The sequence below is a fragment of the Nonomuraea composti genome (assembly GCF_012034275.1).
GTDB lineage: Bacteria > Actinomycetota > Actinomycetes > Streptosporangiales > Streptosporangiaceae > Nonomuraea > Nonomuraea composti.
The window spans coordinates 234419-253936 of sequence record NZ_JAATEP010000010.1; the positions used below are offsets into that span (position 1 = coordinate 234419).

Here is a 19518-nt window from a genome sequence, read left to right on the forward strand (position 1 = left end):
CCGCCGTACTATGACTTACCTCTGCTGAGCGATTGGCGTACCACCATGGCCGAAACCCCCGAACAGCCCACCTTCCAGCGTCTCGGCCCCGTCAACTGGCTGCCCGAGGAGCGCAAGCTCGTCGAGCGGTACGAGGCGGAGGTCAGGGAGCTGCGGCGACGGCTGGAGATCGCCGAGGCCAAGGCCGCGTACGCCAACTGGAAGCTGGAGGCCACGCAGGCCAAGCGCACGTACAAGCTGGGCGAGGCCCTGGGCTCGAAGAGCCCGGGGAAGATCGTCGAGGCCGTCCGGTCGAAGGACAGGGCGCCCAAGGCGCCCATCCCCGTGAGCCTGGCGATCGCGGCGGCGGAGAACCGGCCGCCGCAGGTCGAGGTGCCGACGGTGAAGTGGCCGAACGGCCCGGTCAACCGCCCCGACCTGAAGGTCGCGGTGATCCTCGACGACTTCTCCCGGATGGCCTTCCGCTACGAGTGGGACCAGATCGAGTTCGGCCTAAAGGACTGGCCGGAGATCTTCGCGGAGAAGCGGCCCGACCTGCTGTTCTGCGAGTCGGCCTGGCACGGGAACCAGGGGCGCTGGCGCTACCAGATGACCGGCACGAACGCCCCCAAGGAGCCGCTGCGCGACCTGGTGGCGTGGTGCCGTCGCGAGGGCATCCCCACGGTCTTCTGGAACAAGGAGGACCCGCCGAACTTCGACTTCTTCATCGACACGGCCAAGCTGTTCGACTACGTGTTCACCTGCGACGGTGACATGCTGCCGAAATATCGGGAAATTTTGGGACACGACCGGGTGGACGTGCTGCAGTTCGCCGCCCAGCCGCGCGTCCACAACCCGATCCAGCAGAACAAGGGCCGCCTGCACGACGTCGTCTTCGCCGGGATGTACTTCCGCGACAAGCACCCCGAGCGGCGCGAGCAGATGGAGACCGTGCTCGACCCCGTCAGGGAGCTCGGGCTGCACATCTTCGCCCGCAACGGCGAGGTCGACGAGAAGTACGCCTGGCCCGAGAAGTACCGGCCGCACATCGTGGGCGAGCTGCCCTACGACCAGATGCTCGCCGCGTACCGGATGTACAAGGTCTTCCTCAACGTCAACTCGGTGCTCGACTCGCCCACCATGTGCGCGCGGCGCGTCTTCGAGCTGTCCGCCTGCGCGACCCCGGTGGTGTCGGGGTGGTCGCGGGCCATCGAGGAGACGTTCGGCGACCTGATCCCGATCGCGCGCGAGCCGGTCGAGTCGTACAACCAGGTGCTGCACCTGATCAACAGCCCCGAGCTGCGCGCCAGGATGGGGCACCTGGCGATGCGCGAGGTGTTCGACAAGCACCTGTTCTCGCACCGCGTGGACCAGATCCTCCAGGACCTCGGCCACCACGTGACGCCCCGGTCGCGCTCGATCACCGTCGTGCTGCCCACCAACCGCGCCTCCCAGATCGAGCACGCGATCTCCTCGGTGGCCAAGCAGATCCACCGGCCGCTGCAGCTCGTCATGGTGCTGCACGGGCTCGACATCGACCCCGTCGTGGTCGCGGACAAGGCCCGCATGGCGGGCATCACGGACGTCACCGTCCTGCCCGCCGACGCCTCGCTGTCGCTCGGCGCGTGCATGAACCTGGGCATCGCCGCCGCCGAGGGCGAGCTGATCGCCAAGATGGACGACGACAACCTGTACGGCGAGCACTACCTGTCGGACCTGGCCCGCTCCTTCGACTTCTCCGACGCGGAGATGACCGGCAAGGGCGCGCACTACGCCTACTTCGAGGGCACGAACACGACGATGTTCCGGCTGCCCGGCCTCGAACACCGCTACTCGTGGCTGGTCCAGGGCGGCACGTTCCTCGCCAAGGCCGACCTGTTCCGCGCCTACCCGTTCGCCGACATCACGCGGGGCGAGGACACGCACCTCGTGCGGCGGCTCAAGGAGGACGGCGTCAAGATCTACTCGGCGGACCGGTTCAACTTCGTCTACTGGCGCAGCGCGGACACCTCGATGCACACCTGGCAGGCCGACCACATCAAGCTGACCAGGAACGCCCAGTTCTCCTTCGTCGGCCGCCCGGACGACCACGTCCTCATCTAGGACGACCGGCGCGGGACCCGCGCCCCGGCCTCATCCGGAACCGGCGGGGACCCCGCGCCCCCGCGGGTTCCCTCTCCCCCTGAAGGACGCGAGCCGTCGCGCCCGGGACGCGACGGCGAACAGACGCGCAGGCGCAGGGACGCGGGTGGGATGGCGGTCGCGGCTATAGTGTCGTGTGACCAAAGGGACACATGGGGTTATAGGCGGACATGCGTACGAGCCTGGTCATCGAACGGCTTGACCGTATCCCGGTGTCGGTGACGCTGACACCGGGCCTGTCGATGCTCGCCCTGATCACGGACGCCCTGTCAGGCAGGACGCGGGGCGCCCCCGAGCCGTGGCGCCGCCTGGTGCGCTCGGCCGCCGAGATCCCCGACCAGATGGTCGTCCGCTCCCTGGCCACTCCGGGCTTCAGCGTGCTGCCCGACCTGGTGCTGCCCGGCGAGTTCACCCGCGACCTCGACGTGCCGACGCAGGTCGAGATGCTGCGCGACCTGCCGCCCGACGCCCTCCTGGAGGAGCTGGACACGATCACCGACGGCCGTCCCCCCGAGCACTGGCACCCGGCGCTGAAGGACCCGAACCGCTGGCTGCACGGCTACGCCGACCTCGTGGAGGCGGCGTGGGCGGCGATGCGCCCGATCTGGGCGAAGGCCAGGCCGCTGTTCGAGCGCGAGGTGGAGCGGGTCGCGGTGGCCGCCGCCCGCAGGTCGCTCGACGTGGTACTGAACGACCTGCACGCCAACTGCAGCTTCAGCGACGACACGCTCAGCTTCCCCGACTTCGAGCCCGAACGCTTCTCGATCGGCTCCCGCGGCCTGGTGCTGATGCCTATGCTGGCGGGCCCGAACGCGCTCATCGCCCGCCTCGACGGCCCCGACGCCGTCTGGATCGGCTACCCGCTGCCCGGCACGGAAATGGGGGAGCCCGCCGGGAAGGGCCGCGACGACCGGCTGGAGATCCTCGTCGGGGACGTGCGCTCGGCGATCCTGACCAGCCTGGAGCGCCCGCTGACGATGGGCGCGCTGGCCAGGCGCGTCAAGCACGCCCCGAACGTGGTCACCTACCACTGCAACTGGCTGGAGCAGGCCGGCCTGATCACGCGGCGGCGCGACGGCAGGGAGATCCACGTGTTCCGGACGCCCCGCGCGTCCGTCCTCGTGGACCTGTACGCGGCCGCCGGCTAGCCCCTGACGTACCCGAGGCGGCCCTCGGCCGTCACCTTGGTCGTGGGCGTGTTCTCGCAGTCGGCCTTGATCGAGTAGAAGTGGCTGTCGGCCGCGGCCCAGTGGCAGCGGTAGATGGGGCGGGTGAAGCCGGCCGTGGGCTTGGCGTAGAGGTAGCCCTCCAGCCGCAGGTACGTGTTGTTCTCGCCCTCGCAGTCACGCCGAAGGCTGAGGAACTGGTCCAGCTTGGCGTGCCCGGCCATGCAGCCGTACAGCGGGATCGCGCCGGGGACGCGGCCGGCCAGGATCGTGACGTGCCCCTCCGGCTTGTACCGGCCGCCGGGTGCCTCGCCGGTGGTGCTCCAGTGCTTGGCGCCGCTGTAGTAGCGCACCAGGTCCGCGGTCGGCACGGTGGCGGCCTGGGCGGCGGGCACGGCCAGCGTGAGGCTCGCGGCGCAACCGGCCAGGAGGGCGGCGGCTCGGCGAACGATCATGTTTCCCCCTGAGATGTCGGTCCTGATCAACGCTCGGGACGTTAACAAGGGTCGCGGAGCCGCCTCCGTCACTTCCAAAGATCGCGAAGTTTATCGCGTGACCCGGGCGAGGTTCTGGTCGGCCAGGTTCGCCAGCTCGTAGAGGCCCTGCGGCTTGACCCGCTGCCCGACGACCAGCATGCTCATGATCACGGTCCCCCGCCGAATCATGACCGAGCCGATCTGCGCGTTGTTCTTGTCGCCCGCCGCCGTCGTCAGGTAGGCCCGCGACTGGTCGCCCTTGGTGGGCATGTCGAGGGTCTTCGTCTTGTACGTGACCTTCGTGCCGCCGACGTCGGCCGTGTAGTTCGTGCACTGCTTGGGCAGCGGCTCGGGGAAGGCGGCCTTGGGCAGCGAGACCACGGCCTGGGTGATGGAGCCGCGGGCCGCGGAGAAGGCGACGACCGCGGCGGGCGACTTGGCGACGTCGGGCTTGGCCGCGTCGAGCTGGGCGGCGCCCGCGCACTCGGGGTGCTCCGCCCTGGCCTTGCGCACCGCTTCAAGCCCCTGCTGGGTGGACTTGAGCGTGCCGAACTCGCCGGTCTCCGGCCCGTACGCGACGCTCATGCCCTTGGGCACGGGCAGCAGCGCGGCCCGCAGCTTGGCGCCGGCGGCGGAGGTCTGGGCGGGCGGCGCCGAGGCGGCGGGCGCCTTGGGCTCTTCGGCCGAGGAGCACCCGGCGATGACCAGAGTGCTCAGAAATATGCCGGGAATGGCTTTATGCATGGCCGCTCCATTTCACTGCATGGACATTGGTCAAAACGCTAGAGGAAGCCCGGTGCGCGGGAGAGAGTAACGTCGCTATTTGCCGGAATCAGCGATTTGACGAGCATCGCCGCCACTACCACCTGGGACGATGCGGGCGAAGGCGGTCCGGCCCACTGAATCGGCCTCCCGGTAATAGGGCGGGCAAAATGTTTCCCGGGCCCTGCGCGTCCCGATGCGGCTTTTCTCCCGGCTGCTGATGATCGCGGCATGAGCCTCACTCCGCGCGCACTCGGGATGGACGTCCCCATGACCCGCCGGGACTTCTTCGACGGCATCGCCGTCAGCTGCGTGGCCGGGGCCGGCAACGCGGCTCCCAAGCTCCTGGACCCGCCGGGCCCGCTCACGGTACGCGGGGACACCAGTGAGGCGCTCAGCGTGCCGCACGCGCTGCGGGACGGCCGCTTCTGGGCGCACGCGGGCCCCGCCGTCCCCACGGGCGAGAGCTACGACCTCGTCGTGGTCGGCGGGGGGCGCGGCGGGCGCGGCGCGGCGGCCGAGTGGCTGCGCCGCCACCCCGCGGCGAGCGTGCTGCTCCTCGACAACCACGAGACCTTTGACGACCACGAAACTCTGGAGGAGCCCGGCACCTGGGAGACGGCCGGCTTCGACGCGGTCATGTGCGACGAGGAGAGCTTCGGCGCCGACACCCTGGTCTCGACCGCCACCCCCGGCTGGATCGACCGGCTGCCGATCGCCCGCCGCGCCCGCCGGGACCTGCGCGCGCTGCACGAGGACCCGCCCGACTGGTTCCCCGGGACGACGGCCGAGGGCCGGCTGGAGCGGCTGGCCGGGCTGACGTACTCGGCGTTCCTGCGCGAGGTGTGCGGGGCGCATCCCGACGCGGAGCGGTTCTGCCGGACGATGTCGTCGGCCGAGTGGGGGTACGACACGCGGGCGTTCGGCGCGATCGACGCCTGGGGCACCGGCTACCCGGGGTTCGCGGGGCTGGGGCTCAGCAGGGCGGAGCCGTCCCGGTACAACTCGCCGACCGTGCGGCGGCACTGGCACGGGCGCCCGCCCGCGACCGCCGCCCCCGCGCTGGACGGGCGGGCGCGCATGCGGGCCGGCAGCCCGGTCGTCTCTGTGCGCAACGGCCCGGCGTCCGCGACCGTGGCCTACTTCGACGGCCATCAGGTGCGCACCGTGGAGGCCGGGGCGGTGATCCTCGCGTGCTGGAGCGCCGTGGTGCCGTACCTGCTGCCCGGCCTGCCGGCGGCGCGGCGGCGGGCGCTGCGGCAGGCGGCGCGGGTGCCGCTGCTGGAGGCGACCGTACGGCTGCGCGACCCGGGGGCCTGGCGGCGGCTGGGCGTGCGGAGCGTGCGGTGGACGGGCGCGTACTGGTGCGCGACCGCGTTCACGCCGCCGGACACCGTGCGGATGCTGGCCACGCCGTGCCGCTCGGAGCTGGGGCCGGCCGCCGGGTCCGTGGCGGGCAGGAAGGAACTGCTCATGACGCCGTACGAGACGCTGGAGCACACCGTACGCGGCCAGCTCGCCCGGCTGCTCGGCCCAGCGGGCTTCGACCCGGGCGGCGGCATCGCGGCGATCACGATCCACCGGTGGGGGCACGCGCTGGCCCCCGAGTACTGCCGGCCGTGGCACGCGTTCTACCCGGACGGGCCGTTCCCGTCGGAGGCGGCGCGCGGGCGGTTCGGCAGGATCGCGATCGCGGGCTCCGACGCCGAGCCGGCGGCCCGCGGCGAGGCGGCGCTCAAGGCGGCGCTGCGGGCGGTCGAGGAGCTGGCGCCATGAGAGCGGAAGGGCCGCGGGCGGCGGGGGAGGCGGCGCGATGAGGGCGGTGTGGCTGCGGGTCTTCGTGACGGGGCTGGTGCTGTGGCTGGCCACGGTGGTCGTGACGGGCTGGACGGGCAACTCGAACCTGGTGCCGACCGTGGTGCTGTTCGGCAGCTTCCTGGTGCCGGTGACGTTCGTGGTGTGGGCGTACGGGCGGGCGCGCTCGCCCGAGGTGACGGTCGAGCGCATGTTCGTGGCGTTCGTGGTGGGCGGCGTGCTGGGGGTGCTCGGCGCGTCGCTGCTGGAGAGCTGGCTGCTGCGGCCCTCGATCATCATGTACGTGCTGGTCGGCCTGATCGAGGAGGGCGTCAAGCTGGCCGCCCTGATCTTCGTCACCCGGCACGTGGTCAGGCGCGCGACCAGGGACGGCGTGGTGCTGGGCGCGACCGTCGGGTTCGGCTTCGCCGCGTTCGAGAGCGCCGGGTACGCCTTCAACGCCCTGTTCACCGCCGACGGGCTGTCGCTGTCGCAGCTCGTCGAGACGGAGGTGCTGCGTGGCATCCTGACCCCGGTCGGGCACGGCCTGTGGACGGCGATCGCGGGCGGCGCGCTGTTCCGCGCGGGCGGGCTGGTGACGGGGCCGGTGGTGCTGACCTATCTGGGCGTCTCGCTGCTGCACGCGCTGTGGGACTCGATGAGCGTGATCGCGATCGCGATCACGCTGGTGCTGACGGGGCGGCCGTGGCAGTTCGAGCTGCTGCGCATCGGCCGGGTGCCGCACGTGACGCAGTGGCAGGTGCACGTGTACACGCTGCTCAACTGGGCGGGACTCATCGTGATCTCGCTGGTGGCGCTCGGGTGGCTGTGGGCGACTCTGGCCCCAGGACGCCGGGATCGGGGGATCTTGTCCCAATAATCCCGGTAATGAACGTCTTCCTCCCACTGCGCCGGAAGCATAATCGGTGCTAGTCTCCTGTGCGATCTTCCGGAGGTGTATTTACACAAGGTGTGGAAATGCCCCCGACTAGAGGTTGGGACATGGGCTCGCGAAACCGGTCAATTCGGTTCAAGATCTTTTTATTGCTGCTGCTACCCCTCCTGTCTCTGAGCGCGCTGTGGGGTTTCGTCCTCAACCTCACCATGGGCGACGCCCAGTCACTGCTCCGCGCGAACACCCTCTACGACACGCTCGGCGTCACCTCCACCGACCTGGGCCTACAGCTCCAGGCCGAGCGCGTCCGCTCCGCCGAGGCGCTCACCACGCGTGAGCTCACCGAGGTGCTCGGCGGCCAGCGCGCCCGCACCGACAAGTCCGTCGCCGACTTCCGGCAGGCCGTCACCGACGCCGGCGGCGCCATCGGCGACGACCTGCGCCGGCCGCTCGACAACCTCAACATGGCCCTCGACAGGCTCGCCCTCATCCGGTCGGACATCGACAACGGCATCAGCTCCCGCCTGGCCGGGCTGACCGAGTACAACCGCGTGCTCGACGCGATCTTCCAGCTCTACGACCACCTGATCACCGTCTCCGACCTGGAGATCTTCCAGCAGGCGTCGTCGCTGCAGGCCATGGGCATGGCCAGGGAGTACATCGCCAGGGAGCACGCCCTCGTCATCGGCGCCCTGGCCGACGGGCGGCTCACCCCGCAGGAGACGGCCGCCTTCACCGAGTACGCCGCCTCCAGGAAGTTCCTGCACTCGCGCGGCCTGGCCGGCCTCGACGTGACCCTGCGCCGGCCGTACGAGCAGATCTTCGCCACCGAGCCGTTCCTCACCTTCGCCACCATGGAGTCGCGGGTCATCAAGACCGGCACGCCTCCCCCCGACGCCGACGGCTGGCACGCCGCCGTCGACAAGCTCACCGGCCGCCTCGACGACCTCGGCAAGACCTCCTCCGACACCCTGGCCGCCCGCACCTCCGACGCCGCCACCGGCACCGTCGTCGAGATCGCCGTCGCCGGCGGCCTCGGCTTGATCGCCGTGCTCGCGTCGATCATCATCTCTGTACGCTTCGGTCGTCGCCTGGCCGGAGAGCTGGCAGGGCTGCGCGCCGCCGCGGTCGAGCTGTCGCAGCGGCGGCTGCCCGACATCGTCGCGCGGCTGCGCAAGGGCGAGGACGTCGACGTACGGAAGGAGGCCAAGGCGATCAAGGTGAGCGGTTCCGCGGAGATCACCGACGTGGCCAGGGCCTTCGGGTACGTGCAGCACACCGCCGTGACGGCGGCCGTCGGCCAGGCCGCGCTGCGGCACGGCGTCGGCCAGGTCTTCCTCAACCTCGCCCGGCGCAAGCAGGGCCTGCTGCACCGCCAGCTCGCGCTGCTCGACGCCATGCAGCGGCGCACCCACGACCCCGACCGGCTCGAAGAGCTGTTCCGCCTCGACCACCTCACCACGCGCATGCGGCGGCACGCCGAGAGCCTCATCGTGCTGTCCGGCGCCGCCCCTGGACGGGCCTGGCGCAAGCCGGTGCCCGTGATCGACATCGTCCGGGCCGCCGTCGCCGAGATCGAGGACTACACCAGGGTCTCCGTCGAGACCATGCCGCCCGGCGCCATCGAGGGCACCGCCGCCGCCGACGTCACCCACCTGCTGTCCGAGCTGGTCGAGAACGCCACCATCTACTCGCCGCCCGACACCGTCGTCCAGGTGCGCGGCGACATGGTGAGCAACGGCTACGCCATCGAGGTGGAGGACAAGGGGCTCGGGCTGCCGGCCACCGAGTACGCGCGGTTCAACGCGCTGCTCGCCGCGCCCCCCGAGTTCGACCTCGCCGACAGCGACCGGCTCGGCCTGTTCGTGGTCGCCACGCTGGCCCAGCGGCACGGCATCAAGGTGCTGCTGCGCCGCTCGCCCTTCGGCGGCACCACGGCCATCGTGCTGGTGCCGCGCTCCCTGGTGACCGAGCAGTCCGCGCTGGAGGCGGCCGGCGGTGACGGCAAGGCCGCGCTGCCCAGCCGTACGAGGAAGAAGGCGCTCGCGGTCGTGAGCTCCGGCACCCACGCGGGGCTGCCGAGGCGGGTGCGGCAGGCCAATCTGGCGCCCCGGCTCAAGGAGAGCGAGCCGGAGCCGGCCGCCGGGCAGCCGGCCTCAGAGCAGCCGGCCTCAGAGCAGCCGGCCGAACGCTCTCCCGACGAGGTACGCGACCTGTTCTCCGCCTTCCAGCGGGGCACCCAACGCGCCAGAGAAGAAGCCTCCCAGGAGGGGCCTGTGAGTAAGGGGGATGCATGAGTGCGCCGAGCACGAACACCGGTGAGCTGAACTGGCTGCTGGACGACCTCGCCACGAGGGTCGCCGCCGTACGCCAGGCGGTCATCCTGTCGACCGACGGTCTCGCCGTGGGGCATTCCAAGGGACTGACCCGCGAGGACGCCGAGCACCTGTCGGCCGTGGCGGCCGGTTTCCAGAGCCTGGCCCGCGGCACCGGGCGCCACTTCGGCGGCGGTGACGTGCGCCAGACCATCGTGGAGATGGAGTCGGCGTTCCTGTTCGTGACGGCCGCCGGCCAGGGCACCTGCCTGGCCGTCATCGCCGACGCGAACGTGGACGTCGGCCAGATCGCCTACGAGATGGCGATGCTGGTCAAGCGGGTGGGCCAGCACATCACCACCAACCCGCGCGCTGGAGCGTCATGAGCGATAGCCCGCAGTGGTTCGATGAGGAGGCGGGACCCGTCGTCCGGCCTTATGCTCTCATTCGCGGTCGCACGCGCTCGTCAGGAGACGCGTTCGACCTCGTGGCCACCGTGCGCGCCATCGGTGATCCCCCTGGCGACCTCGGCCCCGAACAGCAACTCATCCTGCGGGCAGCCCGTGAGCCGATCTCGCTGGCCGACCTGGCCGTCGAGCTCGACCTGCCCGTCGGTGTCGTCCGAGTCCTGCTCGGTGACATGCGTGACCACGGCCTCATCTCGGTGACGTCGCCCTCCGCCGGAGGGGCGCGCTCGAATGAGCGCATTCTCAAGGAAGTGATCAATGGACTCCGTGCTCTCTGAGGACCCCGTCGCGCTCAAGATCCTGATCGCAGGGGGGTTCGGCGTCGGCAAGACCACACTGGTCGGGTCGATCAGCGAGATCAAGCCGCTGCGCACGGAGGAGGTGCTCTCCGACCGCGGGATCGGCGTCGACGACCTCGACGGCGTCGAGGCCAAGACCACCACGACCGTGGCGATGGACTTCGGCCGCATCACGATCCGCGAAGGGCTGGTCGTCTACCTGTTCGGGACGCCCGGCCAGGAGCGCTTCTGGTTCATGTGGGACGAGCTGTCCTACGGCGCGCTGGGCGCGGTCGTGATCGCCGACACCCGGCGGCTGACCGACTGCTTCCCCTCCGTCGACTACTTCGAGCAGCGCGGCACGCCGTTCGTGGTGGCCGTCAACTGCTTCGACGGCGCCGAGCAGCACAGCGTGGACGACGTGCGCATCGCGCTCGACCTCGACGACGACGTCCCGGTCATGCTCTGCGACGTGCGGCGCAGGACCTCGGCCAAGGAGGTCATGATCACGCTGGTCGAGCACTCGCTGAGGACGCTCACCTCGGCCAACTGAGCACGGCACCGCCTCACGGGCCGGTCACAGCGCCCGCAGGCCGTTGATCACCTCGCGGAGCAGGCTCTCCGACGGGGCGGCGGCCCTGTCGCGCGGCGGCCGCACGGTCACCAGGCCGTGTTCGAGCAGGTCCCCCAGCAGCACCCGGACGACACCGACGGGCAGGCCCAGGTCCGAGGCGACCTCGACGACGGGCCTGCTCCGGCCCGCCACGCAGGCCAGCAGGCGCCGGTGCTGGGCACTCAGCTCGGCCTTGGACGGGGCGGGCTGCCCCGTCGAGACGACGGTCGCCAGCAGGTCGACCTCGGAGGAGGCGGACTTGGTGCGCCCGCGCGCGACCGCGTAGGGCCGCACGACCGGCCCGGCCTCCTCGTCAACCCACTCGTGCTCGCGGCTCACGATTGAGATCCCCCATCCTGGTCGCTTTCCTGCCGTCCGCGCTGCCAGCCGGACTGGAGCGAGGAGAGCAGCGCCCTGGTCTCCTCCGGCGAACGCTCCTCGATCGGTGCCGCGAGGGGCGGCTCCTGGTTGAGCCGCTGCGGCAGCCCCGTCTGCCGCTCCCGCTGCGGCAGGCTCGTCGTCCTGTCGCGTTGCGGCAACCCGGTGGTCCGCTCACGTTGCGGCAGACCGGTCGTCCTGTTGCGCTGGGGCAGCCCCGTGGGCCGCTCGCGCCGGGGCGGCTGCTGCCGCGGCGGCGCGTCGTCCTGCGGCGGCGCCTGCTGCGGCAGCGCCGCGGGGGAGGAGGCGGCACCGCCCGCGTTGCGCCTGCTGGTACGCACGCGCCGCGGCAGCTCGCCCGGCCCCGTGGGCTCCTGCTGGTCCGAGCGGACCACCGACACCGTCGCCGGCTCGAACCCCAGCGGTTGCACCGGCGACGCCATCGGCTCGACCAGCGTGGCGGGCACGAGCACGATGGCCGTGGTGCCCCCGTACGGCGACGGCTTGAGCGTCACCTTGATGCCGTGCCTGGCCGCGAGCATGCCGACCACCGCGAACCCCAGCCGCTCGGTCTGCGCGGCGTCGAACTCGGGCGGGCTGGCCAGCCGCTCGTTGACGGCCTTGCGGGTGGCCTCGTCCATGCCGAGGCCGCGGTCCTCGATCTCGACCGCGAAGCCCCTGCCGACCATCTCACCGTGCACGGAGACCTCGTTGCTGGGCGAGGAGAACGTGGTGGCGTTCTCGATCAGCTCGGCGAACAGGTGCATGAGGTCGGCCACCGCCGAGCCGGACACGCCGGCCTCGGGCATCGGGTAGACCCGGACCCGGGTGTACTCCTCGACCTGGGCGGCGGCGCCGCTGAGCACGTCCTCCATCGGGATGACGCCGCGCCACCTGCGTCCCGCCGCGCCGCCCGACAGCAGCACCAGGCCCTCCGCGTGGCGGCGCATGCGGGTGGTCAGGTGGTCGAGCTTGAACAGGCGCTCCAGCGCCTCGGGCTCCTCCGTCTGGCGCTGCATCTCATCCAGCAGCCTGAGCTGGCGCTGCAGCAGCGACTGGCTGCGCCTGGCCAGGTTCCGCAGCGCCTCGGAGACGCCCTCGCGCAGCTTGGCCTGCTCCACGGCGGCGTCCACGGCCGTGGACTGCACGCTGTCGAAGGCCGCGGCCAGGTCGCGTACCTCGCTGGTCGCCTTCTGGCCGACCGTGATGGGCGGGGCCTCCGCCGCGATGTCCACCGGCTCGCCCTTGCGCAGCTTGGCGACGACGTCGGGCAGCCTGATCTCGGCCAGGTCCAGCGCCGTACGGCGGAGCGCGCCCAGCTCGCGGGTGAGCCGGCGGCCGATCTTGATGGAGATGACGATCGAGACGATGACCGCGATCAGGCCGAGCGCGCCGGCGACGCCGGCCCGCACCGCGATGGCCACGCCCGCGGGCTCCATCCTGCCCAGCAGCTTGTCACCGGTACGCCAGATCGCCTCGCGGTACTCCTTCTGCACCTGGTCGGCGATGCCCTTCCAGAGGTCCAGGTCCAGCGGCTCGCCGCTGATGTAGGCCTCAAGGAGGTTCTCCATCGTGACGTAGCGGGGCGAGTAGTACAGCTTCTCGAACGGGGCGCGCAGCTCGGTGTCGAGGTTGGCCAGGGCCTTCGGGAACAGGTGCTTGCGGGTGCCGTCGATGCCGGACAGCAGGTGCAGGTCGTGCATGTTCGCCCGGCCGTTCGCGGCGATGACCAGGGCGTGCTCGCGGGCCAGCAGCTCGCGCACCTCGTCGGCGTTGATCAGGCCCTGCGCCTGCAGCGCCAGCTCCAGGTCCGTGCTCATCGTCAGGCGCGAGTACAGGAGGTGGATCTCGTCGGAGATCTTCGCGTACTCCTCGACGAGGCCGCCGGGGGTGAGCCGGCGGTCGTCCACCTTGCGCCGGATGTCCGGCAGCCGGTCGATCGCCTCGAAGACCGTCTGGAGCTGGGCCCGCATGTCCTCGGTGAGCGCCGACTGGGCGTCCTCTCCCATGGCCCGCTGGCGCAGCGTCTTGTTGTTGTTGTCCACCTTGGCCCGGGCCTTGGCCAGCGCGTCCGGGTCGCTCGCGGTGCCGGCCAGGCGCTCGGCGGAGGCCAGGCGCTCGATCTGGAGGTTGCCGACCAGGCCGTCGGCGTTGTTGATCACGTCCGTCCAGATGGTCTCGACCTTGAGCAGGTTGAGAGCCTCTCCCGACGTGGTGCTCGCGGCGAAGCCCCAGAGCGCGATCAGGGAGATCAAGGGGATGACGAGCAGCGTCGAGATCTTGAATCTGATGGATCTGCCCGATGCCATGACACCTGCTCCCGGATAGAAGATCGCGGGAGAGAATAGCACCGAAACAGATGCTTTTAAGATCGACTAGCGATAAATCTGTGATATGTCGGGAAATTTGCTGCCATGGCGGCCCGGATGGCACTCCTCTGCCAGGCGAGCCGTACCAGCCACCCCGCCAGGACCGCCAGCAACGCCACCTCGGCGCCCAGCAGCAACCGCTCGACGAGACCGATCATCACCCGCTCGCCCGGCAGAGCCACGTACGTGATCGCCAGAAGCCCGAAACCCCCCGCCAGGGACACCCACTCCACCGCCCGCGCCACGGGCTTCCAGGAGGCGTCTGAGGCCAGCCTGGGCACCATCAGCGCGCCGGCGGCAGGAAGGCTCACGAAAGCCGCGACCGAGACGTACCGGTGGATCTGGGCCGCCACGTCGAGGTCCTGGCCGAGCGGCGTGGTCGGGACCAGCGCGGCCACCACGAGAGCGCCCGACCACACCATCAGCAACCACTGCGGCGCCCCCTTGACGGGCGCCCCCACCGACCGCAGGCCCGCCAGCAGCGCCAGGGATCCCAGCCCGAGCACCGCCATCGCGACCTCCGTGACGCCCCCGCGGTCGGACACGGCGTACTCGCTGATGGTGACGTTCATGGGGTCGAAGGACGGGTCGGGGCCGAACTGGCCCACCACCACGGCGACCACCGAGAACAGGATCGAGGCGCAGGCGATCCAGGGGTAGATCCCGGGGTGGAGCCTCTTCACTGCGGTCATGCCCCCACTCTCCCTGCCTGCCCCCTTACGTCACATCCGGCGCCTCCCCCGACCCGACCCTGAGCCGTCCCTGAGTCAGCACCCGCCGGCCGGTCGTGACGCGCCGGCCGGTCATAGCGCGTCGGCCTCCTGGACGGCGATCCGGTGGCTGGCCACCAGGAAGGCGTGCACGGCGGCCAACTGCTCCTCCGAGAGCTCCGCCATCAGGGCGCGGCTGCGGGCGTCCAGCCCCGCGTAGAGCTCCGCGATCCTGGCCAGCGCCTCGGGCACGGCCTCGACCACGACGCTGCGCCGGTCCTCCGGGTTCGGGCGGCGCCGGACGAACCCCGCCTTCTGCAGCCGGTCGATCATCTGGGTGATGGCCCCGGTCGTCCGGCCGAGGCGGGCGCTCAGCACCCCCGCGGTGCTGGGGCCCAGCCGGTTGAGCGTGTGCAGGCACAGCAGGTCCGTGGGGCCGACCCCGGACCGCTGCGCGATCACGTCGTTCAGCCGCCCCAGGGCGCCGGCCAGGTCGGTCATGGCCAGCACGATGCCGTCGGCCAGCTCCTCACGCGATTTGGCGGTCACGCACACTCCCGATTATCTTCGTGGCTAAGATATTTAGTGGCTAAGATACTTCTCCGCTAAGACAACCTTCCCACGTCCCGCCAGGAGAGCCCTCATGCCCACCACCGCTTCGAGTGGCGGCCGCACCCGCACGACCGCCCTGGTCGTCATCCTGCTCGCGAGCTTCATGGACCTGCTCGACGTCACCATCGTCAACATCACCGTCCCCTCCATCAGGGCCGAGCTCGGCGCGTCACCCGCGCAGCTCCAATGGCTGCTCGCCGGATACACGCTCGCCTTCGCCCTCGGCATCATCACCGGCGCCCGGCTCGGCGACCTCTACGGCTACCGCCGCCTCTTCCTCATCGGGATCGCCGGCTTCACCGCCGCCTCCGCCCTCTGCGGCGCCGCCCCCACCGCCGACCTGCTCGTCGCCGCCCGCGTCGTCCAGGGCATCTGCGCCGCCGTGATGGTGCCCCAGGTGCTCTCGCAGATCCAGCTCATGTACCCGCCGCACGAGCGCGGCGGCGCGATGGCCGCCTTCTCCTCCCTGTCCGGCCTGGCCGCCGCCGTCGGGCCCATCCTCGGCGCCACCCTCCTGGAGGGCGACTGGTACGGGCTGGGCTGGCGGGCCGTGTTCTGGATCAACGTCCCCGTCGGCGTCGTGGCCCTGGCCGTGGCCGCCCGCGTCCTGCCACGGGGCCGCGGCACCACCCGGCCCCGCCTCGACGTGACCGGCATGGCCATCTGCGGCGCCGGCCTGCTGCTGATCCTCTACCCGCTGATCGCCGGCAGCGAGCACCTGCCCTGGCCCACCTGGACGTACCTCAGCCTGGCCGCCGGCGCCGCCGTCCTCGCCCTCTTCCTCCGCCACCAGCGACACCTGGCCCTGCGTGGCGGCACCCCGCTCGTGGAAGTGTCCCTGTTCCGGATGCGGTCGGTCGGCGGCGGCCTGCTCGTCCAGTTCCTCTTCTTCGTCCCCGTGATGGGCTTCTTCTTCACCTTCACCCAGCTCCTCCAGACCGGCCTCGGCATGGCCCCGCTGGAGGCCGGCCTGACCATGCTCCCCTGGCCGATCGCCACCACCGCCGGCGCCACCCTCGGCGCCGCCGTCCTGCTCCCCCGCCTGGGCCGGGCGACCGTCCAACTCGGCCTCCTCACCCTGGCCACCGGCCTCACCCTCCTGGCCCTCGCCGCCACCTCCGGAGGGCTCGCCTTCCTCCCCGGCATGATCGTCGGCGGCGCCGGCATGGGCCTGACCGTCGCCCCCCTCGCCCAGCTCACCCTGGAACGCGTACCGTCCGCCCACGCCGGCTCAGGCTCCGGCCTCTTCAACACCATCGCCCAGGTGGGCGCCTCGGCCGGCGTGGCCACCATCGGCGCCATCTTCTTCCCGGTGCTGGCGACCCACCCCGGCCCGGCCGCGTCTGCTTACGGCACCGCCTTCAGCACCACGATCTGGGCCAGCCTCGCCCTCCTGGCCCTCACCCTGGCCGTCACCTTCCTCCTCCCCCGCCGCGCCTGAGCGCCCCCGTCACCAGCCTGCCGCTGCCCCGCTCCGGGCCGGGCGCCACACTCGTTGCGCCGAGCCCCGCCGCACCCCACCCCCGCCGACCCGGCGCCGTGCAGCACCTGGCGGTGGCGGGCGGCGCGACGCCTCGGTACGCGTCGGAAACCTCGCACCCCCGAAAAGCCTCAGAAGGAGCGCACCCCCGGAAACGCCGCACCCCCGAAAGCCGAGGGCCGTCGGGGGTGCAGGAAGGGGGTGTCAGTCCAGGATGTGGCCGGTGGCGCGGGCGTAGCGGGTGCGGATGGAGGGGACCGGGTCGCCCTCGTACACGGCCGTGTCCCCAGACTGCCAGTCCGGGGTCGTGACCAGGGTGGCGGCCTGGAAGGCGGCGCCGTCGGCGACGTATTCGGCGGGTGGCGGCACCGTGATCGGTACGCCGAAGATCGTGGGGGCGATCCGGCGTACGGCTTCGGAGCGGGCGGCGCCGCCGATCAGCAGGACCCGCTCGGGCTGCATCGCGAGCGCGTCCAGGGCGTCGGCGAGGCCGCAGAGCATGCCTTCGACGGCGGCCCGGGCGAGGTGGGCGGGGGTGGCGGTGGCGAGGGTGAGGCCGTGGACGGAGCCGGTGGCGGTGGGCCGGTTGGGGGTGCGTTCGCCTTCGAGGTAGGGGACGAGGGTGAGGCCGTCGGCTCCGGGCGGTGCCTGGAGGGCGAGGGTGCTGAGCTCGTCGAGGGTGACGCCGGCGATGCGGGCGGCGGCGTCGAGGACGCGGGCGGCGTTCAGGGTGCAGACGAGCGGCAGGAACCGCCCGGTGGCGTCGGCGAAGCCGGCGACCAGGCCCTTGGGGTCGGCGCTGGGCGTCTCGGCGACGGCGAACACGGTGCCGGACGTGCCGAGCGACACGACGACGTCGCCCGGCCGGGCGCCCACGCCGAGGGCGGCGGCCATGTTGTCGCCGGTGCCGGGCGCGATCAGGATGGGGCCCGCGCCGCCGGCGACGGCCGCGCCCGCCTCGTCGGCCGGGCCGAGCACCTTGGGCAGCAGCGGGACGGCACCGAAGGCGGTTTTGAGCAGGTCCGTACGGTAGGCGCCGGTCGCGGGCGACCAGTAGCCCGTGCCGGAGGCGTCACCGCGGTCGGTGACCAGGTGGGAGAGCGGGGGCAGCGGCGCGTCCGCCCAGGCCGCGGCGGAGAACGGCACCCCGGAGGCCAGCGCGCCCGACAGCCGCCAGGTGAGCCAGTCGTGCGGCAGGCACACGGCGGCGGTGCGGCGGGCGTTGTCCGGCTCGTGCTCGGCGAGCCAGCGCAGCTTGGTGACCGTGAACGAGGCCACGGGCACCGATCCGACGCCGTCGGCCCATGCCTGGGGCCCGCCCAGCTCGGTGATCAGGTCGAGGGCGGCCTGTGCGGAGCGGGTGTCGTTCCACAGCAGGGCGTCGCGTACGACGTGCCCGTTCTCGTCGAGGCAGACCATGCCGTGCTGCTGCCCGCCCACACTGATGGCGGCCACCCCGTCGAGCCCACCGGCCTCCTCCAGGGCCCGCAGCAACGCGGTCCACCAGTGGGAGGGGTGCACCTCGGTGCCTGCCGGGTGAGTGGCGCGGCCCTGCCGTACCAGCTCTCCTGTTTCCGCGTCTCGAATGACGACCTTGCAACTCTGCGTGGAGGAATCGACCCCAGCGACCAGCGTCACCCACGAACTCCTAACAAGTGCTCCAGCGCAAGCTGGTTGAGATGGGAGAAATGGTATCCGCGCCGCGCCGCTGCGTCGGGATCGAAGTCGTCGGAGGCGAGATCGGCCAGCGTCTCACCCCGGTTGAGGGTGGGCAGGCCGAGCTCGTCGACGCGGGAGGCGCGCATCGCCTCGCGTACTTCTGGGTCGGCCCGGAAGTTTCGGGCCTTCTCCTTGAGGATGAGGTACGTCCGCATGTTGGCGGCGGCCGAAACCCAGACGTCCTCGGGGTCCTCCGTGCGCAAGGGCTTGTAGTCGAAGTGCCGCGGCCCGTCGTAGCCGCCGTGTTCGAGCAGGTCGACGAGGAAGAACGCGCTCATCACGTCGCCGTGGCCGAAGACGAGGTCCTGGTCGAAGCGGGGGCCGTGCTGGCCGTTGAGGTCGATGTGGAAGAGCTTGCCCTGCCACAGGGCCTGGGCGATGCCGTGCACGAAGTTGAGGCCGGCCATCTGCTCGTGGCCGACCTCGGGGTTGAGCCCGACCATCTCGGGGTGCTCCAGCTGGCCGATGAAGGCGAGGGCGTGGCCGATGGTGGGCAGGAGGATGTCGCCGCGGGGCTCGTTCGGCTTGGGCTCGATGGCGAAGCGGATGTCGTAGCCGCGCTCGCGGACGTAGCCGCAGAGCAGGTCGATGGCCTCCTTGTAGCGGCCGAGCGCGGCGCGTACGTCTTTGGCGGCGTCGGACTCGGCCCCCTCGCGGCCGCCCCAGCACACGTAGGTGGAGGCGCCCAGCGAGGCGGCCAGGTCGAGGTTGCGCATGACCTTGCGTAAGGCGTATCGGCGCACGTCGCGGTCGTTGCTGGTGAAGGCGCCGTCGCGGAAGACGGGGTGGGTGAACAGGTTCGTGGTGGCCATGGGCACTTTCAGCCCGGTCTCGGCGAGCGCTTTCCTGAAGGACGCGATCGCCCGCTCGCGATCGGGTTCGACGGCGAGCAGGTCGTCGTCGTGGAAGGTGACGCCGTAGGCCCCCAGCTCGGCAAGCCGGTGCACGCTCTCGACCGGGTCGAGGGGCGCCCGTGCGGCGTCCCCGAACGGATCGCGTGCCTGCCAGCCGACCGTCCACAGACCGAACGTGAATCGATCGTCAGGGGTTGGCTCGTACATGGTTCGATGCTCCCCTGGCGATCAGTTGTTCACAAGCGGTTGTTCACAGGCCCGACGGGTCACGCCCCACGCTGATCTCCTCAGCGATCTTCCTGATGTCCGTCACCTCGATGCCCGGAGCCTTGGGCAGGTGACGCAGCAAGGCCTCCATCACCACCGGGACGGGCTGGCCGGCGAACCTGCCCGCGACCCCGTGAACCGCCCTGAACAGTGCATCGTCAGTGTCGTGCATCGGCCTCTCCTCGGTCGGGTACCGGGAGAACGCTACGGCCTCCGGGCGACAGTTCGCTCGTTACCCCGGC

The 19518-nt window shown here is 71.3% G+C and carries 18 protein-coding genes; 9 read left to right on the forward strand and 9 right to left on the reverse strand.

What is annotated here, in order from left to right; genetic code table 11:
- Window positions 1-45 precede the first annotated feature (45 nt).
- Together HCN51_RS17050 and HCN51_RS17055 are read left to right on the forward strand one after the other, a co-directional pair.
- Complete coding sequence (locus HCN51_RS17050; protein ID WP_168010571.1) at window positions 46-2082, forward strand: glycosyltransferase family protein; 2037 nt, start codon at window positions 46-48, stop codon at window positions 2080-2082.
- 257 nt (window positions 2083-2339) lie between these two features.
- On the forward strand, window positions 2340-3269 hold the full coding sequence (locus tag HCN51_RS17055) for a winged helix-turn-helix domain-containing protein (RefSeq protein WP_168010572.1): 930 nt from the start codon (window positions 2340-2342) through the stop codon (window positions 3267-3269).
- On the opposite strand, the gene HCN51_RS17060 is transcribed toward HCN51_RS17055, so the two are convergent.
- Entirely contained in the window at window positions 3266-3742 is a 477-nt protein-coding gene (locus HCN51_RS17060) for a hypothetical protein (protein WP_080043836.1), read from the reverse strand. The two genes, HCN51_RS17055 and HCN51_RS17060, sit on opposite strands and share 4 nt — an antisense overlap.
- Before the next feature lie 90 nt (window positions 3743-3832).
- Window positions 3833-4507 (reverse strand): hypothetical protein, encoded by a 675-nt coding sequence (locus tag HCN51_RS17065; RefSeq protein WP_168010573.1) that lies wholly within the window; start codon window positions 4505-4507, stop codon window positions 3833-3835.
- Window positions 4508-4756: 249 nt separating this feature from the next.
- On the opposite strand from HCN51_RS17065, the gene HCN51_RS17070 reads away from it, so the two are divergent.
- From HCN51_RS17070 to HCN51_RS17095, 6 genes are all read left to right on the forward strand, one after another.
- Window positions 4757-6301, forward strand: coding sequence for an FAD-dependent oxidoreductase (locus tag HCN51_RS17070; RefSeq protein ID WP_240972908.1), 1545 nt, complete (start codon window positions 4757-4759; stop codon window positions 6299-6301).
- Between the two features lie 37 nt (window positions 6302-6338).
- A complete protein-coding gene (locus HCN51_RS17075) occupies window positions 6339-7199 on the forward strand; it encodes a PrsW family intramembrane metalloprotease (RefSeq protein ID WP_168010574.1) in 861 nt (286 codons plus the stop codon).
- Between the two features lie 164 nt (window positions 7200-7363).
- Window positions 7364-9511: a sensor histidine kinase gene (locus HCN51_RS17080; protein WP_168010575.1), complete on the forward strand. Its 2148-nt coding sequence runs from the start codon at window positions 7364-7366 to the stop codon at window positions 9509-9511.
- Window positions 9508-9915, forward strand: coding sequence for a roadblock/LC7 domain-containing protein (locus HCN51_RS17085; RefSeq protein WP_080043841.1), 408 nt, complete (start codon window positions 9508-9510; stop codon window positions 9913-9915). The genes HCN51_RS17080 and HCN51_RS17085 overlap by 4 nt, the downstream gene beginning before the upstream one ends.
- Entirely contained in the window at window positions 9912-10274 is a 363-nt protein-coding gene (locus tag HCN51_RS17090) for a DUF742 domain-containing protein (RefSeq protein WP_080043842.1), read from the forward strand. The genes HCN51_RS17085 and HCN51_RS17090 overlap by 4 nt, the downstream gene beginning before the upstream one ends.
- Window positions 10255-10827, forward strand: a complete 573-nt coding sequence (locus HCN51_RS17095; protein ID WP_080043843.1) for a GTP-binding protein — start codon at window positions 10255-10257, stop codon at window positions 10825-10827. Before HCN51_RS17090 ends, HCN51_RS17095 begins: the two co-directional genes overlap by 20 nt.
- A gap of 24 nt (window positions 10828-10851) precedes the next feature.
- Here the strand turns inward: HCN51_RS17095 and HCN51_RS17100 are convergent, their stop codons facing one another.
- The 4 genes from HCN51_RS17100 to HCN51_RS17115 all read right to left on the reverse strand — a co-directional run bounded on the left by HCN51_RS17100 (window position 10852) and on the right by HCN51_RS17115 (window position 14893).
- Window positions 10852-11226 carry a DUF742 domain-containing protein gene (locus HCN51_RS17100; protein WP_168010576.1) on the reverse strand — a complete coding sequence of 125 codons (375 nt, stop codon included), beginning with the start codon at window positions 11224-11226 and terminating at the stop codon, window positions 10852-10854.
- Window positions 11223-13574, reverse strand: coding sequence for a sensor histidine kinase (locus tag HCN51_RS17105; RefSeq protein ID WP_168010577.1), 2352 nt, complete (start codon window positions 13572-13574; stop codon window positions 11223-11225). The genes HCN51_RS17100 and HCN51_RS17105 overlap by 4 nt, the downstream gene beginning before the upstream one ends.
- A gap of 56 nt (window positions 13575-13630) precedes the next feature.
- Window positions 13631-14326: a DUF998 domain-containing protein gene (locus tag HCN51_RS17110; protein ID WP_168010578.1), complete on the reverse strand. Its 696-nt coding sequence runs from the start codon at window positions 14324-14326 to the stop codon at window positions 13631-13633.
- Between the two features lie 111 nt (window positions 14327-14437).
- Complete coding sequence (locus tag HCN51_RS17115) at window positions 14438-14893, reverse strand: MarR family transcriptional regulator (protein ID WP_168010579.1); 456 nt, start codon at window positions 14891-14893, stop codon at window positions 14438-14440.
- Window positions 14894-14987: 94 nt separating this feature from the next.
- Between HCN51_RS17115 and HCN51_RS17120 the strand changes: the two genes are divergently transcribed.
- The gene (locus HCN51_RS17120; RefSeq protein WP_168010580.1) at window positions 14988-16397 is read left to right on the forward strand and encodes an MFS transporter; all 1410 of its coding nucleotides are present in this window, start codon (window positions 14988-14990) and stop codon (window positions 16395-16397) included.
- Between the two features lie 243 nt (window positions 16398-16640).
- On the opposite strand, the gene HCN51_RS17125 is transcribed toward HCN51_RS17120, so the two are convergent.
- From HCN51_RS17125 to HCN51_RS17135, 3 genes are read right to left on the reverse strand one after another with little or no spacing between them, the layout of a single operon-like run.
- On the reverse strand, window positions 16641-18074 hold the full coding sequence (locus HCN51_RS17125) for an FGGY family carbohydrate kinase (RefSeq protein ID WP_168010581.1): 1434 nt from the start codon (window positions 18072-18074) through the stop codon (window positions 16641-16643).
- Window positions 18071-19216: a xylose isomerase gene (xylA, locus tag HCN51_RS17130; protein ID WP_168010582.1), complete on the reverse strand. Its 1146-nt coding sequence runs from the start codon at window positions 19214-19216 to the stop codon at window positions 18071-18073. Before xylA ends, HCN51_RS17125 begins: the two co-directional genes overlap by 4 nt.
- 43 nt (window positions 19217-19259) lie before the next feature.
- Window positions 19260-19448, reverse strand: a complete 189-nt coding sequence (locus HCN51_RS17135; protein ID WP_080043851.1) for a hypothetical protein — start codon at window positions 19446-19448, stop codon at window positions 19260-19262.
- Window positions 19449-19518 lie beyond the last annotated feature (70 nt).

Coding starts and splice junctions, on each gene's coding strand:
- HCN51_RS17050 (WP_168010571.1), top strand. CDS start 46: ATGGCCGAAACCCCCGAACAGCCCACCTTCCAGCGTCTCGGCCCCGTC.
- HCN51_RS17060 (WP_080043836.1), bottom strand. CDS start 3,742: ATGATCGTTCGCCGAGCCGCCGCCCTCCTGGCCGGTTGCGCCGCGAGC.
- HCN51_RS17065 (WP_168010573.1), bottom strand. CDS start 4,507: ATGCATAAAGCCATTCCCGGCATATTTCTGAGCACTCTGGTCATCGCC.
- HCN51_RS17070 (WP_240972908.1), top strand. CDS start 4,757: ATGAGCCTCACTCCGCGCGCACTCGGGATGGACGTCCCCATGACCCGC.
- HCN51_RS17075 (WP_168010574.1), top strand. CDS start 6,339: ATGAGGGCGGTGTGGCTGCGGGTCTTCGTGACGGGGCTGGTGCTGTGG.
- HCN51_RS17085 (WP_080043841.1), top strand. CDS start 9,508: ATGAGTGCGCCGAGCACGAACACCGGTGAGCTGAACTGGCTGCTGGAC.
- HCN51_RS17090 (WP_080043842.1), top strand. CDS start 9,912: ATGAGCGATAGCCCGCAGTGGTTCGATGAGGAGGCGGGACCCGTCGTC.
- HCN51_RS17095 (WP_080043843.1), top strand. CDS start 10,255: ATGGACTCCGTGCTCTCTGAGGACCCCGTCGCGCTCAAGATCCTGATC.
- HCN51_RS17105 (WP_168010577.1), bottom strand. CDS start 13,574: ATGGCATCGGGCAGATCCATCAGATTCAAGATCTCGACGCTGCTCGTC.
- HCN51_RS17110 (WP_168010578.1), bottom strand. CDS start 14,326: ATGACCGCAGTGAAGAGGCTCCACCCCGGGATCTACCCCTGGATCGCC.
- HCN51_RS17120 (WP_168010580.1), top strand. CDS start 14,988: ATGCCCACCACCGCTTCGAGTGGCGGCCGCACCCGCACGACCGCCCTG.
- xylA (WP_168010582.1), bottom strand. CDS start 19,216: ATGTACGAGCCAACCCCTGACGATCGATTCACGTTCGGTCTGTGGACG.
- HCN51_RS17135 (WP_080043851.1), bottom strand. CDS start 19,448: ATGCACGACACTGACGATGCACTGTTCAGGGCGGTTCACGGGGTCGCG.